Annotated in this window: 14 protein-coding genes and 1 other RNA gene; 4 read left to right on the plus strand and 11 right to left on the minus strand. The window is 60.3% G+C overall.

What is annotated here, in order from left to right; all coding sequences use genetic code 11:
* Positions 1-4: 4 nt before the first annotated feature.
* The 9 genes from mraY to rsmI form a co-directional block, all read right to left on the minus strand.
* Positions 5-1,087: a phospho-N-acetylmuramoyl-pentapeptide-transferase gene (gene mraY, locus CGA21_RS10210; protein ID WP_008016698.1), complete on the minus strand. Its 1,083-nt coding sequence runs from the start codon at positions 1,085-1,087 to the stop codon at positions 5-7.
* The gene (locus CGA21_RS10215; protein ID WP_110751604.1) at positions 1,087-2,454 is read right to left on the minus strand and encodes a UDP-N-acetylmuramoyl-tripeptide--D-alanyl-D-alanine ligase; all 1,368 of its coding nucleotides are present in this window, start codon (positions 2,452-2,454) and stop codon (positions 1,087-1,089) included. The genes mraY and CGA21_RS10215 overlap by 1 nt, the downstream gene beginning before the upstream one ends.
* Entirely contained in the window at positions 2,447-3,910 is a 1,464-nt protein-coding gene (locus tag CGA21_RS10220; RefSeq protein ID WP_188264149.1) for a UDP-N-acetylmuramoyl-L-alanyl-D-glutamate--2,6-diaminopimelate ligase, read from the minus strand. Before CGA21_RS10220 ends, CGA21_RS10215 begins: the two co-directional genes overlap by 8 nt.
* Positions 3,910-5,649 carry a peptidoglycan D,D-transpeptidase FtsI family protein gene (locus CGA21_RS10225; protein WP_177411645.1) on the minus strand — a complete coding sequence of 580 codons (1,740 nt, stop codon included), beginning with the start codon at positions 5,647-5,649 and terminating at the stop codon, positions 3,910-3,912. Before CGA21_RS10225 ends, CGA21_RS10220 begins: the two co-directional genes overlap by 1 nt.
* Positions 5,649-5,942, minus strand: coding sequence for a cell division protein FtsL (gene ftsL, locus CGA21_RS10230; protein WP_008060267.1), 294 nt, complete (start codon positions 5,940-5,942; stop codon positions 5,649-5,651). The genes CGA21_RS10225 and ftsL overlap by 1 nt, the downstream gene beginning before the upstream one ends.
* Complete coding sequence (gene rsmH, locus CGA21_RS10235; protein ID WP_008060265.1) at positions 5,939-6,886, minus strand: 16S rRNA (cytosine(1402)-N(4))-methyltransferase RsmH; 948 nt, start codon at positions 6,884-6,886, stop codon at positions 5,939-5,941. The genes ftsL and rsmH overlap by 4 nt, the downstream gene beginning before the upstream one ends.
* A complete protein-coding gene (mraZ, locus tag CGA21_RS10240; protein ID WP_033040298.1) occupies positions 6,883-7,338 on the minus strand; it encodes a division/cell wall cluster transcriptional repressor MraZ in 456 nt (151 codons plus the stop codon). Before mraZ ends, rsmH begins: the two co-directional genes overlap by 4 nt.
* A 356-nt stretch (positions 7,339-7,694) precedes the next feature.
* Positions 7,695-8,048, minus strand: an RNA gene (rnpB, locus tag CGA21_RS10245) — RNase P RNA component class A.
* 74 nt (positions 8,049-8,122) lie between these two features.
* On the minus strand, positions 8,123-8,995 hold the full coding sequence (gene rsmI / locus CGA21_RS10250; RefSeq protein ID WP_110751598.1) for a 16S rRNA (cytidine(1402)-2'-O)-methyltransferase: 873 nt from the start codon (positions 8,993-8,995) through the stop codon (positions 8,123-8,125).
* Between the two features lie 208 nt (positions 8,996-9,203).
* Between rsmI and CGA21_RS10255 the strand changes: the two genes are divergently transcribed.
* The 4 genes from CGA21_RS10255 to CGA21_RS10270 all read left to right on the plus strand — a co-directional run bounded on the left by CGA21_RS10255 (position 9,204) and on the right by CGA21_RS10270 (position 12,650).
* Positions 9,204-11,015, plus strand: coding sequence for a penicillin-binding protein activator (locus CGA21_RS10255; RefSeq protein WP_188264150.1), 1,812 nt, complete (start codon positions 9,204-9,206; stop codon positions 11,013-11,015).
* The gene (locus tag CGA21_RS10260) at positions 11,015-11,377 is read left to right on the plus strand and encodes a YraN family protein (RefSeq protein WP_020800838.1); all 363 of its coding nucleotides are present in this window, start codon (positions 11,015-11,017) and stop codon (positions 11,375-11,377) included. Before CGA21_RS10255 ends, CGA21_RS10260 begins: the two co-directional genes overlap by 1 nt.
* A gap of 104 nt (positions 11,378-11,481) precedes the next feature.
* Entirely contained in the window at positions 11,482-12,075 is a 594-nt protein-coding gene (locus CGA21_RS10265) for a phosphoheptose isomerase (RefSeq protein ID WP_007972584.1), read from the plus strand.
* On the plus strand, positions 12,072-12,650 hold the full coding sequence (locus tag CGA21_RS10270; protein ID WP_008147477.1) for a BON domain-containing protein: 579 nt from the start codon (positions 12,072-12,074) through the stop codon (positions 12,648-12,650). The genes CGA21_RS10265 and CGA21_RS10270 overlap by 4 nt, the downstream gene beginning before the upstream one ends.
* A gap of 149 nt (positions 12,651-12,799) precedes the next feature.
* On the opposite strand, the gene CGA21_RS10275 is transcribed toward CGA21_RS10270, so the two are convergent.
* Together CGA21_RS10275 and CGA21_RS10280 are read right to left on the minus strand one after the other, a co-directional pair.
* Positions 12,800-13,213 (minus strand): ClpXP protease specificity-enhancing factor, encoded by a 414-nt coding sequence (locus CGA21_RS10275; RefSeq protein WP_007943725.1) that lies wholly within the window; start codon positions 13,211-13,213, stop codon positions 12,800-12,802.
* Between the two features lie 16 nt (positions 13,214-13,229).
* The gene (locus CGA21_RS10280; RefSeq protein ID WP_007972581.1) at positions 13,230-13,847 is read right to left on the minus strand and encodes a glutathione S-transferase N-terminal domain-containing protein; all 618 of its coding nucleotides are present in this window, start codon (positions 13,845-13,847) and stop codon (positions 13,230-13,232) included.
* Between the last annotated feature and the right edge of the window lie 100 nt (positions 13,848-13,947).

Raw genomic sequence — 13,947 nt, forward strand, 5'->3', positions numbered from 1 at the left:
GTTTCTACCTCAGTTTCAGGGTGGCAAGGCCAATCAGCACGAGAATCACGGTGATGATCCAGAAACGGACAATCACGCGTGGCTCGGGCCAGCCCTTGAGTTCAAAGTGGTGGTGAATCGGTGCCATGCGGAACACACGGCGACCGGTCAGCTTAAAGGAAGCAACCTGAATGACGACTGACAGGGTTTCCATCACGAACACGCCGCCCATGATGAACAAGACGATTTCCTGGCGAACGATCACCGCGATGGTGCCCAGCGCCGCGCCCAACGCCAATGCGCCGACATCACCCATGAAGACTTGTGCCGGGTAGGTGTTGAACCACAGGAAGCCCAGGCCAGCGCCGATCAGCGCGCCGCAGAACACGATCAACTCACCCGCGCCCGGTACATAAGGGATCAGCAGGTATTCAGCGAATTTCACGTTACCCGACAGGTAGCAGAAGATCCCCAGGCCACCACCGACCATCACGGTCGGCATGATCGCCAGGCCGTCGAGGCCGTCGGTCAGGTTGACCGCGTTGCTCGAACCCACGATCACGAAATAGGTCAGCACGATGAAGCCTGCGCCCAGCGGGATGCTGTAGTCCTTGAGCATTGGCAGGATCAGTGTAGTTTCCACCGGGGTGGCGGCAGTCATATAAAGGAAGATCGCCGCGCCCAGGCCGAACACCGATTGCCAGAAATACTTCCAGCGGCTCGGCAAGCCACGGGAATTCTTTTCGATTACTTTGCGGTAGTCGTCGACCCAACCGATGGCACCAAACAGCAGGGTCACCAACAGCACAACCCAGACATAACGGTTGGTCAGGTCGGCCCACAACAGGGTGCTGACACCAATCGACGACAGGATCAGCGCGCCACCCATGGTTGGGGTGCCGGACTTGGACAAGTGCGATTGCGGGCCGTCGTTGCGAACGGACTGGCCGATCTGACGGTTCTGCAGGGTGCGGATCATCCACGGGCCATAGCACAGCGACAAGACCAGCGCGGTCAGCACACCGAGAATCCCGCGCAGGGTCAGGTACTGGAAGACCGCGAAGCCTTTGTAGAACTGTTGCAGATACTCCGCTAGCAGCAGCAGCATTAATGTTTCTCCGGACTGGACCCGCACAAAGCGGCAACGATGTTTTCCATCGCAGCGCTGCGCGAGCCCTTGATCAAAATAGTGGTGTTTGTGTCTTGCTCGGCGCCCAGCGCCTTGATCAGTTCAGCCTGTGTGCTGAAGTGAAAGGCTTGGGGGCCGAAGGCGTTGACGGCGTGAACCATCATCGGTCCGACGGCGTACAGCGCAGAAACCTTGCCACGGGCGTACTCGCCCACATCGCGGTGCCCCTGCTCTGCCCAATCGCCCAACTCGCCGATATCCCCGAGCACCAGGACGGTGCGACCGGAAAAGCCGGCCAGTATATCAACGGCAGCGCACATGGAGGTGGGGTTCGCGTTATAAGTGTCATCGATCACGCGCATGCCATTGCTGGCCAGTTGCGCGACGGTACGACCCTTGACCGGTTGCACCGCTCCGAGGCCGGTGGCGATGCCGAACAGCGACACGCCCAGGGCATGGGCGGCAGCCGCAGCAGCCATGGCATTGGCAACGTTATGAGTGCCGAGCAGGTTCAGTTGAACGCGCTCCTCACCTTCAGGACTGTGCAGGTTGAACGCCGGGCAACCACGCGCATCGGTCGCCAGGTCACTGGCGTAGAAATCGGCACTGACATTGCTCAGGGCGAAGGTCAGTACCTTGCGTTCGCCAGCGCGGGCCTTCCAGATGTCGAACGCCTTGTCGTCGAGATTGAGTACGGCGACGCCATTGGCATCGAGCCCATCAATGATCTCGCCCTTGGCTTCGACGATTTTTTCCGGCCCGCCGAACTCGCCGACATGGGCGGTTCCGGCATTGTTGAGGATGGCCACATGGGGCTTGGTCAGGCCCACGGTATAAGCAATTTCACCCAGGCGCGAAGCACCGAGCTCGATCACGGCGGCGCTGTGCTCCGGTGCCAGTTCGAGCAGGGTCAACGGAGCGCCGAGGTCGTTGTTCAGGTTGCCGCGGGTTGCCAACACGGGACCGCGGGTGCGCAGGATGCTCGCGAGCATTTCCTTGACCGTGGTCTTGCCACTGGAACCGGTGATGGCGGCGACTGGCTGGGTGAATGCCGCGCGATTGAGCGCGCCCAGTTGCCCCAATGCCTGGCGGGTATCGCTCACCAGCAATTGCGGCAGCGTGCTGTCGGCGACTTCACGCTCGACCAGGGCTGCCACGGCACCTTTGGCGGCGACTTCATTGAGATAGTCATGGCCATCGAAGCGCGGACCGGCCAAGGCGATGAACAGCTGGCCCGGTTTGATTGCACGACTGTCAATGCTGACCCCGTCGAAGCTCGCATCAGCGGCGATCAACCGCCCATTCAGCGCGCCGGTCAGTTCGCTCAGTTTCAAGGCTTTAAGCATGGGCCACCTCCCACGCGGTCAAGGCGTGATCGGCCTCGACCAGATCGGAAAAGGCATGGCGTTCGCCATTGATTTCCTGATAGTCCTCATGACCTTTACCGGCCAGGACAATCACGTCATCGGCCGATGCACCCGCGATCAACTGCGCAATCGCCTGGCCACGGCCGGCAACGAAGGTCACTTTATCCACAGCGGTGAAGCCTGCACGGATGTCGTCGAAAATCACCGATGGATCTTCAGTACGCGGGTTGTCGTCGGTGACCAACACACCATCGGCCAGACGCTCGACCACTTCGGCCATCAATGGACGCTTGCCACGATCGCGATCGCCGCCACAGCCGAACAGGCACAGCAGCCGACCTTTGACGTGAGGACGCAGGGCCGTCAGGACTTTTTCCAGTGCGTCCGGGGTGTGGGCGTAATCGACCACCACCAACGGCTGGGTACCACCGCCCAGGCGTTGCATGCGTCCGGCCGGGCCTTCAAGTTGCGGCAGCACCTTGAGGATTTCGTCCAGGGCGTAATCCAGACCGAGCAAGGCGCCAATCGCGGCCAACACGTTGCTCAAGTTGAAACGACCCAGCAATGTACTGCGCAGGTGGTGTTCGCCCTGGGGCGTGACCAGCGTGGCACGCACGCCTTCGTCGTCGAACTGCGCCTGGCGGCAATAGAGATAAGCGCTGCTGTCGAGCAGGCTGTAGGTGATCAGCCGCGATTCGCGTTTGTCGGCGGCCAGTTGCCGGCCGAAGTCATCGTCGAGGTTGATTACCCGGCATTTAAGATCGTTCCAGGCAAACAGCTTGGCCTTGGCTTCGCCATAGGCCTGCATGGTGCCGTGGTAATCCAGGTGGTCGCGGGACAGGTTGGTCATCACGGCAACATCGAATGCCAGCGCGGTGACACGCCCCTGGTCCAGACCGTGGGACGAGACCTCCATGGCAACCGCCTTGGCCCCGGCTTTTTTCAGGTCGCCCAGGGTCGCTTGCACTGCAATCGGGTTGGGCGTGGTGTGCAGGCCGCTTTCCAACGCGCCATGAAAACCACAGCCAAGGGTGCCGACAATGCCGCAGTGCTGGCCCAGCAGGTCCAGCGCCTGGGCCACCAGTTGGGTCACGCTGGTCTTGCCGTTGGTGCCGGTCACGCCCACCAGTTTCAGGTGATGGCTCGGCTCGCCGTAAAAGCGCCCGGCGATGTCCGACAACTGCGCCGCCAGCCCCTTGACCGGAATCAGCGGCACGTCAGTGATTGGCAGCACCGTGGCGCCTTCCACTTCATAAGCTACGGCCGACGCGCCGCGCGCAAGCGCATCGGCAATGTGCGCACGGCCATCGAACTTGCCGCCTGGCACCGCGAGGAACAAGTCACCGGCGCGTACGTTGCGGCTGTCGAGCGCCAACTCACGGATCAACAGATCGTGGCCGGCGTGGGGGAATATCTTGTTCAGGCTCAGAGACATCAGCCGCGCCCTCCATTGGCTTTCAGTGGAACGACCGGCGCTGCGTTCGCTTGTTGGGTAGGTGGCAGGTTGTCCGGGGTGATGTTCATCAGACGCAGGGTGCCGGACATCACGCGGCTGAACACTGGCGCAGAGACCAGGCCACCGAAGTAACCAGCCTTGGTCGGCTCGTCGATCACCACCACGATGGCGTAGCGTGGATCGCTCATCGGGCCGAAACCGGCGAACAGCGAGCGGTAGGAGTTCTCGGCGTAGCCTTTGGTACCGACCGACGTTTTACGCGCGGTACCCGACTTGCCGCCCACGTGATAGGCCGGCACCTGTGCACGGAATACACCGCGCGGCGCTTCGATCACTTGCTGCAGCATGCCTTGCATGGTCTTCGCGACGGCTTCCGGGAGCACCTGGGTGGTCTGCGGCGCCTTGTCGGTCTTGATCAATGTCAGTGGCGCGAGGCGACCGTTGTTGGCCAACGCCGAGAACGCGTGAACCAACTGGATCGCCGTCACGGAAACACCGTAGCCGTAGGACAGCGTGGCGGTTTCAGCCTTGCGCCAGTCGCGGTAGTTCGGCAGGTTGCCAACACGCTCGCCCGGGAAGCCGAGGCCGGTATCCTGGCCCAGACCGACCTTCTGAGCGAGGCGGAAAATCGTCTCGCCACCGATATCGAACGCGATCTTGCTCATGCCGACGTTACTGGAATTGATCAGGATGCCAGCCAGGTCGAGCACCGGCCCTTCGGACTTGGATACGTCCTTGATGGTGTACTTGCCGATCTGCAAGGAACCCGGATACACCTCGACGGTATCGCTCGGTTTCCAGCGCCCGGTTTCGATCGCGGCGCTCATGGAGATCGCCTTCATGGTCGAACCCGGTTCGAACACGTCGATCATCGCGCGGTTACGCATCATCGCCGGTTGCAGGTTGCGGCGGTTGTTCGGGTTGTAGGTCGGCTGGTTGACCATGGCGAGGATTTCGCCGGTCTTCACGTCCATGATCACCAGGCTGCCGGCCTTGGCGCCGTTCTCGATGATCGCGTTGCGCAACTCACGGTTGGCCAGGTATTGCAGGCGCAGGTCAATGGACAACGCCAAGGGCTTGCCGGCCTTGGCGTTTTTGGTGACCTGGACATCCTTGATCAACCGGCCGCGCCGGTCCTTGATCACTTGTCGTTTGCCGGGGACCCCGGCCAGCCATTCATCGTAGGCCAGCTCGACACCTTCGCGTCCGTGGTCATCGATGTCGGTAAAGCCGACCATATGGGCCGTGACCTCACCAGCCGGGTAGAAACGGCGGAACTCTTCGATCCCGTAGACACCCGGCACTTTCAGGTCGAGTACGGCCTGGCCTTGCTCAGGCGTCAGCCCGCGCACCAGATAAATGAACTCCTTGTTGGCCTGTGCCTCAAGGCGCTCGGCCAGGGCCTTGGGGTCTTGCCCCAGCGCGGCAGCCAGTGCTGGCCATTTTTCCTTGGCCAGCTGCATTTCCTTGGCATTGGCCCACAAGGTGGTGACCGGCGTACTCACGGCCAGAGGTTCGCCATTTCGGTCGGTGATCAGGCCACGGTGAGCCGGGATCGGAATATGCCGAACGCTGCGCGCATCGCCCTGGCCTTTGAGAAAAGCACGGTCGACCACTTGCAGGTCAATGATGCGCCAGGCGATCGCCGCCACCATGACGCCGAGCAGACCCAGCACCAGGCGGAAGCGCCATGGAAAAAGAGCACCTTCGAGTTTCATCATGGCGCCACCATCTGCACTTCGGCGGCACCGGGAATGCGCATTTTCAGTTGTTCGGTGGCCAGCACTTCGATACGGCTATGGGCGGTCCAGGTACTTTGTTCGAGAATCAAGCGCCCCCATTCGGCCTGCGCCTTATCGCGTACGCTCAACTCGTTGTACAACGCGTTCAGCAACTGACGGTTCCAGTGTGCGCTGTAGGACACGCCTATGGCCGACACGAGCACGCCAACGAACAACAGCAGCATGAAAAAGCTTCCGCCGGGCAGTGGCTTGGCGAAAAGCTTGCTCACCGCAGCTTCTCCGCCACACGCATGACAGCACTGCGCGAACGTGGGTTGGCCTTGAGCTCGGCGTCGGAGGCCGTCTGCGCTTTGCCATGGATCTTGATTTTCGGTTCGAAGGCGACGTGCCGAACCGGCAGGTTGCGCGGCAGGTTGTCGGCTTCGCCTTTGACCAGCTTGCGCATGAACAGCTTGACGATGCGATCTTCCAGCGAATGGAAGCTGATGACCACCAGGCGACCGCCCACTTCCAGGCTCTCCAGCGCCGCTTCGAGGCCGGCTTCCAGATCGCCCAGTTCGTTGTTGACGTGAATGCGCAGGCCCTGGAATGCCCGGGTTGCCGGGTTCTTGCCCTTTTCCCAGGCAGGATTCGCCACTTTCAGGACCTCAGCCAGATCGGCAGTGCGCTCGAACGGCTTGATATCGCGACGTTCGGCGACGGCACGGGCCATGCGCCCGGAAAAACGCTCTTCGCCGTATTCCTTGAACACCCGGGCGATTTCTTCCACGGGCGCGGTGTTGACGAATTCCGCCGCGCTGATCCCGCGGGACGGGTCCATGCGCATGTCCAGCGGACCATCATTGAGGAAGCTGAAACCGCGCTCCGGGTCATCCAGCTGTGGCGAAGAGACGCCCAGGTCGAGCAATACACCGCTGACCTTGCCGTTCATACCGCGCGCGGCGACTTCCGCACCCAGCTCGGCAAAGCTGCGCTGCACAACGACAAAGCGGCCGTCTTCGGCCGCTAGCGTCTGCCCGGTGGCAATCGCTTGAGGGTCTTTGTCGAACCCTAGCAACCGACCATCGGGACCGAGCCGGCTGAGGATCAACCGGCTGTGTCCGCCACGTCCGAACGTGCCGTCCAGATAGCAGCCATCAGGACGTACGGCGAGAGCCTCGACGGCTTCGTCAAGCAGTACGGTGATGTGGTTAAAGCCGCTATCTATTGTCACAGGATCAATTCACGCAGTTCGTCAGGCATCGCGCCCGGTTCTTGAATAGCAGCCAGGTCAGCGGCAGCAACCGCATCCCAGGCATCCTCGTCCCACAATTGGAACTTGTTCAGTTGGCCTACCAGCATCGCGCGCTTATCCAACTTGGCATATTCACGAAGACGCGGCGGAACCAGAAAACGACCACTGCCATCGAGCTCGAGGTCGACGGCATTACCAATCAGTAAACGTTGCAGACGACGGTTCGCTTCGTGAAGCGAAGGCAGTGCGCGCAGTTTGGTTTCAATAATTTCCCACTCATCGAGGGGGTAAACACACAAACACGGATCAACGGCATCAATTGTGACAATTAACTGCCCGGAACTTCGCGAAACCAGCTCGTCACGGTACCGGCTCGGCATGGCGAGACGGCCCTTTGCATCGAGACTGATAGCGTTGGCTCCGCGAAACACGTCAGCGTTTCTCCAAATTCTAGCGTTTCTAGCTCAAAAAACCCACTTCATGCCACTTTTCGCCACTTGCGCACACTATAGGAATGCGCCCACCGCACCGTCAAGGCGCGCTTTAAAGGAAAACCCTTACAGAACTGAGATTTAGGAGCATATAGAGGGGAGCAACCGGGATCAGGCGGATGAAAACGCCCAATAACTTGAATCAGCACAAGGGGCTGCGTTCAGAAGTTAAAGTGATTTATTAAGAGTAAGATTTTTTTGGTATTACGAAAGTGATAATGCGGACGTTTGAGAAAGGAGGGAAATTGCCATCATCAGGCCCCTGCTCAATGATTTAAGCAGAGGGGAGAAAAAAGGTGGAGAGTCGATCTGTAAGCCGGGTTCTGTCTTGAACAGTCATTCGTCTACGATGGCCATCACTGGACATCTTTAGCAACCTACCCGGTCCCAGCGCGGGCCACGCCTTGGGACCCTATTTGGTCTTGCTCCAAGTGGGGTTTACCTAGCCACGAACTGTTGCCAGACGTGCGGTGCGCTCTTACCGCACCTTTTCACCCTTACCGGCGCCGAAGCGCTTAGGCGGTTATTTTCTGTGGCACTTTCCGTAGGCTCACGCCTCCCAGGCATTACCTGGCACTTCGCCCTATGGAGCCCGGACTTTCCTCCCCCCCCTAATTTTCATAGAGGGCAGCGACTGTCCGATCGACTCTCCGCCGCGAAGGTTAACGGCAGAGCGACGGAAGAACAAGTGATAAACGCCTCCAGCCACGCCAGCGCGTCGGTTTTAATCGCCTTTCTGTTTATCCAGCGCGACCTGATAGAGAACATTCTTGCGCTCGCCCGTAATTTGCGCGGCCAACGCCGCGGCACGCTTGAGCGGCATCTCTTCGAGCAACAGATCGAGGATCCGCATCGCCTCACTGCTGACAGCGCCTTCCTCCTCGGGAGCCGTCCACCCCGCCACCAGCACCACACACTCGCCACGTTGCTGGTTACTGTCCGACTCGACGAACTCGCGCAATTGGGCGAGCGGCAAGCCCTTGAGTGTTTCGAACGTCTTGGTCAGCTCCCGCGCCAGCAAAGCCGGGCGTTCGGCACCAAACACCTGTTCCATGTCCTGCAGGCATTCGAGGATACGGTGCGGCGCCTCATAGAAAATCAGCGTGCGCGGTTCCTCCTTGATGAGCTCCAGGCGCGCACGCCGTCCCACCGCCTTGGCCGGCAGAAAGCCTTCGAAGATGAAACGGTCCGACGGCAAACCCGCCGCCGACAGCGCCGCAATCAACGCACAAGCCCCCGGCACCGGCACCACGTTGATACCCGCCGCACGCGCCTGACGGACCAGGTGATAGCCCGGATCGGAAATCAGCGGCGTGCCGGCATCGGAAATCAATGCGACATCGTCACCCGCGAGCAAGCGGGTAATAAAGCGGCTACCTTCATCACGCTCGTTATGCTCATGACAGGCAGCCAGGGGCGTGGGAATGCCGAAATGCTGCATCAGGCGCTGGGAGTGACGGGTGTCCTCGGCGGCAATCAAGGCGACCTCACGCAGAATCTTCAGCGCCCGGGCACTGATATCGTCCAGGTTGCCGATGGGCGTCGCCACCACATAGAGCGAGCCAGCAGCGGAATTCAAAGCACCTGGAGCAGTCAAAGCGCACACCTCATGATCGGTAAAACGGCCATTGTAACGCGTAGCGACGCTCGCGATACGGGCAAGCAACACCCGCTTTTGCGGCCTTTTGTGGCGCACAGCAACATTTACACCCGCTAAATTGGTCGATTCGCACGACCGACATCGCGCCCCGGCCAGTGCTTGGGTACAATTCCACGCTAATTTGATCGAGTATCAGGAACACTACATGATCGCTTGCCTGCGGCTGTTCTCTGCCCTATGCCTCGCTGCCTTGCTGGCGGCTTGCGCCAGCTCGCCCTCCTCCAGCCTTGGCGAACTTCCACGGACCCCGGATGCCAGCATCGAGCAACTGCTCGAAAAGGCCACCCAAAGCAAATCGCCGGAAGACGCGGCGCTGCTGCGCCTGAGCGCAGCCGACCTGGCCTATCGCCAGGGCAATGCCGGGCAATCCGCGCAGATCCTGCAACAAGTCCCCGTGGAAACACTCAAGCCGGGCCAGCAGATCTTCGCCAACACCCTGGCGGCCGAACTGGCCATGACGCGCAACCAACCGAAAGCCGCGCTGACCGCCTTGAGTCATCCAAGCCTGCAGCGTCTCGGTGAAATGCCGGAAGAGCAACAGGTGCGCACCGGCACCGTTCGCGCCCGCGCCCTTGAAGCCGATGGCCAAACCCTCGCCGCGGCACGGGAACGCATTCTCATCGCCCCACTGCTAAGCGGTGAAGCGGCCAGCAAGAACCACGAGGCGATCTGGGTCTTGATCGCTTCGCTGCCGACCGACCAATTGCAGCCAACCACCACCGACGATCTTGGCGGCTGGATGGCCCTGGCACTGGCAGTGAAATCTGCCGGCACCCTGGAACAGCAGCAGGCGGCGATCGACAACTGGCGCGCCCAGAATCCGAAACACCCGGCCGCCAAACAGCTTCCACTGCCGCTGACCAACCTCAAGGACCTGGCCAGCCAGCCCCTGAGCAAGATCGCCCTGCTCCTGCCGCAGGACGGCCCGCTGGCGTCGGTTGGCAAAGCATTGCGCGAAGGCTTCATGGCCGCCCATTACCAGGCACAACAAGCCGGGCAGAAACCGCCAGCCATCGAGTTCTATGACAGCTCGCGCCTGACCTCGCTCGACGAGTTCTATCGCAAGGCCCAGGCCGATGGCGTGCAACTGGTGGTCGGCCCGCTGGAAAAACCCCTGGTCAAACAGCTCAGCGCCCGACCACAACTGCCTATCACCACGCTGGCGCTGAACTACAGCGAAGGCGCACAAGGACCCGCCCAACTGTTCCAGTTTGGCCTGGCCGCCGAAGACGAAGCCCGCGAAGTATCGCGTCGCGCTCGCGCCGATGGCTTGCATCGCGCCGCCATCATGGTCCCCAAGGGCGAATGGGGCGACCGCGTACTCAAGGCGTTCAGCCAGGACTGGCAAGCCAATGGTGGCAGCATCGTCGCCACCGAGCGTGTCGACCAGCCGGTTCAACTCGCCCAGCAGATTGCCGACATGTTCCAGCTGCGCCAGAGTGAAGGTCGCGCCAAGAGCCTGCAATCCACTGTTGGCTCGCAGGTAGCCGCCCAGCCGTCGCGTCGCCAGGACATTGAGTTCATTTTCCTCGCCGCAACGCCACAACAGGCGCAGCAGATCAAGCCGACCTTGAACTTCCAGTACGCGGGTGACGTTCCGGTCTACGCCACGTCCCACGTCTTCAGCGCCAGCGGTGACGTCAACCAGTACAACGACATGAATGGCGTGCGTTTTTGCGAAACCCCATGGCTGCTGAACGCCAATGACCCACTGCGTCGCCAGGTCACCGCGCAATGGCCGCAAGCGGCCGGCAGCCTGGGTCGCCTGTACGCCATGGGCGTGGACGCCTATCGCCTGGCGCCACGCCTGGGCCAGCTCAAGGCCCTGCCTGACAGCCGCATCGAAGGTCAATCGGGTAGCCTGAGCATGACCCAGAACCAGCGGGTGGTGCGTGAATTGCCATGGGCGGAGTTCGTCAATGGTCAGGTTCAGCGCTTGCCGAACACCCCGCGCTGATGCCTGAAAGGTCTCGCCAGCAATGCGGTAAAGATGCCGAGCGCCATGCGCTCGAGCATCTTCAGCAACACGGCCTGCAGCTACTGGCGCAGAACTGGTTGTGTAAACGCGGCGAGCTTGATCTGGTCATGCTAGAGGGCGATACAGTAGTATTCGTTGAAGTTCGCTACAGAAAAAACACTCAATGGGGTGGCGCGCTCGATAGCATCGATGAGCGCAAACGGCAAAAACTGATTTTTGCCGCGCAGTATTTTCTCCAGCGAGAGTCGCGCTGGGCTAACTCCCCTTGCCGCTTCGACGTGGTTGCGATCGACAGCAACCTCGATCAGTTGAACTGGTTGCAAAATGCCTTCGACAGCTGATTGCCTACGCCCCGAACCGGACACAACCACTCAACACTTTTGCTCTTTGCTTTGCAGGCTGCACATTCACGTGCCGGACAGCCGCGCTCATTAAGGTCACACAGATGGACATGCAATCCCGAATTCGCCAGCTTTTTCAGGCCAGTATCGACACCAAGCAACAGGCGATGGAAGTACTTGCACCGCACATCGAGCAAGCCAGCCAGGTGATGGTCAACGCCTTGCTCAACGAGGGAAAGATGCTTTCCTGCGGCAATGGCGGTTCTGCTGGCGACGCCCAGCACTTTTCGTCCGAGCTGCTCAACCGCTTCGAGCGCGAACGCCCGAGCCTGCCAGCCATTGCGCTGACGACGGACAGCTCGACGATCACCTCGATCGCCAACGACTACAGCTACAACGAAATTTTCTCCAAACAGATCCGTGCTCTTGGCCAACCAGGCGATGTGCTGCTGGCAATTTCCACCAGCGGCAACTCGGCAAACATAATTCAAGCGATCCAGGCCGCACATGATCGCGAAATGATTGTCGTAGCATTGACCGGTCGTGATGGCGGCGGCATGGCGTCGCTGCTTTTGCCTGAGGACGTCGAGATTCGCGTACCGGCCAACGTCACCGCACGTATCCAGGAAGTCCACCTGCTGGCGATCCACTGCCTTTGCGACTTGATCGACAGCCAACTGTTCGGGAGTGAAGAATGACCCCTAATCGCCTCGGCCTACTGGCCCTGACCCTATGCCTCGGCATCAGCGGCTGCACTTCGGTGGTTAATGCCAGCCGTGAAGCGCCGATTGAAGATGATCGCGGCACCCGCACTTTCGGCAGCAAGATCGACGACTCATTGATCGACACCAAGGTCGGCGTCAACATCGCCAAGGCCGATCCGGCCTTGGACAACGACTCGCACATTGTCGTCACCAGCTTCAACGGCGTCGTGCTGCTCGCCGGGCAAACCCCGCGTGCCGACCTCAAGGCCAAGGCCGAACAGGCCGCTGCCGCCGTCCAGCGGGTGAAGACGGTCCACAACGAACTGCAGGTCCTGCCACCCTCCGGCTTCCTTGCCCGCCAGAACGACACCTGGCTGACCTCCAAGATCAAGACCCAGATGCTCACCGACCCGAACATCCCCGGCTCGCGCATCAAGGTGGTCACCGAGAACGGCATCGTTTACCTGCTGGGCTTGCTGACCAAGCAGGAAGCCGCCCAGGCGACGAACCTGGTGCAAGGGGTTTCCGGGGTGCAGAAGATTGTGAAGCTGTTTGAGTACATCGACTGACCCCGCTCCTGTAGGAGCGGCCGCAGGCTGCGATCTTTTGATCTTAAAAGACAACATCAAAAGATCGCAGCCTCGTTTCACTCGACAGCTCCTACGCTTGAAGGTGGTGAAGTAATAAAAAAGGCGATCCTTTCGGATCGCCTTTTTTATTACTTCACCACCTTCAAGCTGGGTCTCCCGCTAGGTCGCGGTGGCTCGCTGTCCGGAGGCGGAATATCATCATCCGGCTCGATCTCTTCCTCGTCCTCCATGGGCGACTCCAGATCGAACACCATGCCCTGGCCATTCTCCCGGGCGTAGATACCCAGGATCGATGCGATAGGCACGTACAGGGTATGCGGCACCCCACCGAAGCGGCCTTCGAAGCTCACCGCCTCGTTGTCCATGTGCAAATGACGCACGGCCTGTGGCGATACGTTCAGGACGATCTGGCCATCACTGGCAAAGCCTTGCGGCACCTGCACCGAGGGATACTCGGAATTAACCAGCATGTGCGGGGTACAATCGTTATCAACAATCCACTCGTAGAGCGCGCGGACCAGATAAGGTCGACTGGAGTTCATATCGGCTCCTTAAGCCTTAGCGCATGTCGCGTTCGACACCAGACAGACTCGCCTGGAAAGCCTCACGCGCAAACTGGCGCTCCATATAATCAAGCAGCGGCTTGGCTGGCCGCGGCAGTTCTATACCCAGAATCGGCAATCGCCAGAGTATTGGCAATAGGCAGCAATCCACCAGGCTTTGTTCCTCGCTGAGGAAAAATGGCTTGTCGGCAAACAGCGGCGAAACGCCTGTCAGGCTCTCGCGCAACTCTTTACGCGCCACTGCACGGGCCGCTTCCTTGGTCCGCGAATCCAGGATCAGATCCACCAGACCACACCAGTCACGCTGAATACGATGAATCAGCAAACGACTGTTGGCGCGCGCCACCGGATAGACCGGCAACAGCGGCGGATGCGGGTAACGCTCATCCAGATATTCCATCACCACCGTAGATTCCCACAGCGCCAAGTCACGATCGACCAGCGTCGGCAAACTGCCGTAAGGGTTCACTTCGATCAGTTTAGGCGGCTGGCGACCAGCCTCCACATAAATGATCTCGGCGCTGACACCTTTCTCTGCCAGTACGATTCGCACTCGGTGGGAATAGTGGTCGGCGGGGTCGGAGTAACAGGCCAACCGATTGGTCACGCCCATGGCGATCCTCCTCGCTTGTTGAAATGATCGGAAGCGGAAAAACGAGCGCGCCCAGAGGGCGCCTCTCGTAACGTCTGACTCAGCAGGCTCGTTACCCTTT

Origin of the sequence: Pseudomonas sp. PSB11 (assembly GCF_014596605.1) — a bacterium.
GTDB classification, from domain to species: Bacteria; Pseudomonadota; Gammaproteobacteria; order Pseudomonadales; family Pseudomonadaceae; genus Aquipseudomonas; species Aquipseudomonas umsongensis.

Coding starts and splice junctions, on each gene's coding strand:
- CGA21_RS10220 (WP_188264149.1), bottom strand. CDS start 3,910: ATGTCTCTGAGCCTGAACAAGATATTCCCCCACGCCGGCCACGATCTG.
- CGA21_RS10225 (WP_177411645.1), bottom strand. CDS start 5,649: ATGAAACTCGAAGGTGCTCTTTTTCCATGGCGCTTCCGCCTGGTGCTG.
- mraY (WP_008016698.1), bottom strand. CDS start 1,087: ATGCTGCTGCTGCTAGCGGAGTATCTGCAACAGTTCTACAAAGGCTTC.
- CGA21_RS10280 (WP_007972581.1), bottom strand. CDS start 13,847: ATGGGCGTGACCAATCGGTTGGCCTGTTACTCCGACCCCGCCGACCAC.
- CGA21_RS10270 (WP_008147477.1), top strand. CDS start 12,072: ATGACCCCTAATCGCCTCGGCCTACTGGCCCTGACCCTATGCCTCGGC.
- CGA21_RS10275 (WP_007943725.1), bottom strand. CDS start 13,213: ATGAACTCCAGTCGACCTTATCTGGTCCGCGCGCTCTACGAGTGGATT.
- CGA21_RS10255 (WP_188264150.1), top strand. CDS start 9,204: ATGATCGCTTGCCTGCGGCTGTTCTCTGCCCTATGCCTCGCTGCCTTG.
- CGA21_RS10265 (WP_007972584.1), top strand. CDS start 11,482: ATGGACATGCAATCCCGAATTCGCCAGCTTTTTCAGGCCAGTATCGAC.
- CGA21_RS10215 (WP_110751604.1), bottom strand. CDS start 2,454: ATGCTTAAAGCCTTGAAACTGAGCGAACTGACCGGCGCGCTGAATGGG.
- CGA21_RS10260 (WP_020800838.1), top strand. CDS start 11,015: ATGCCTGAAAGGTCTCGCCAGCAATGCGGTAAAGATGCCGAGCGCCAT.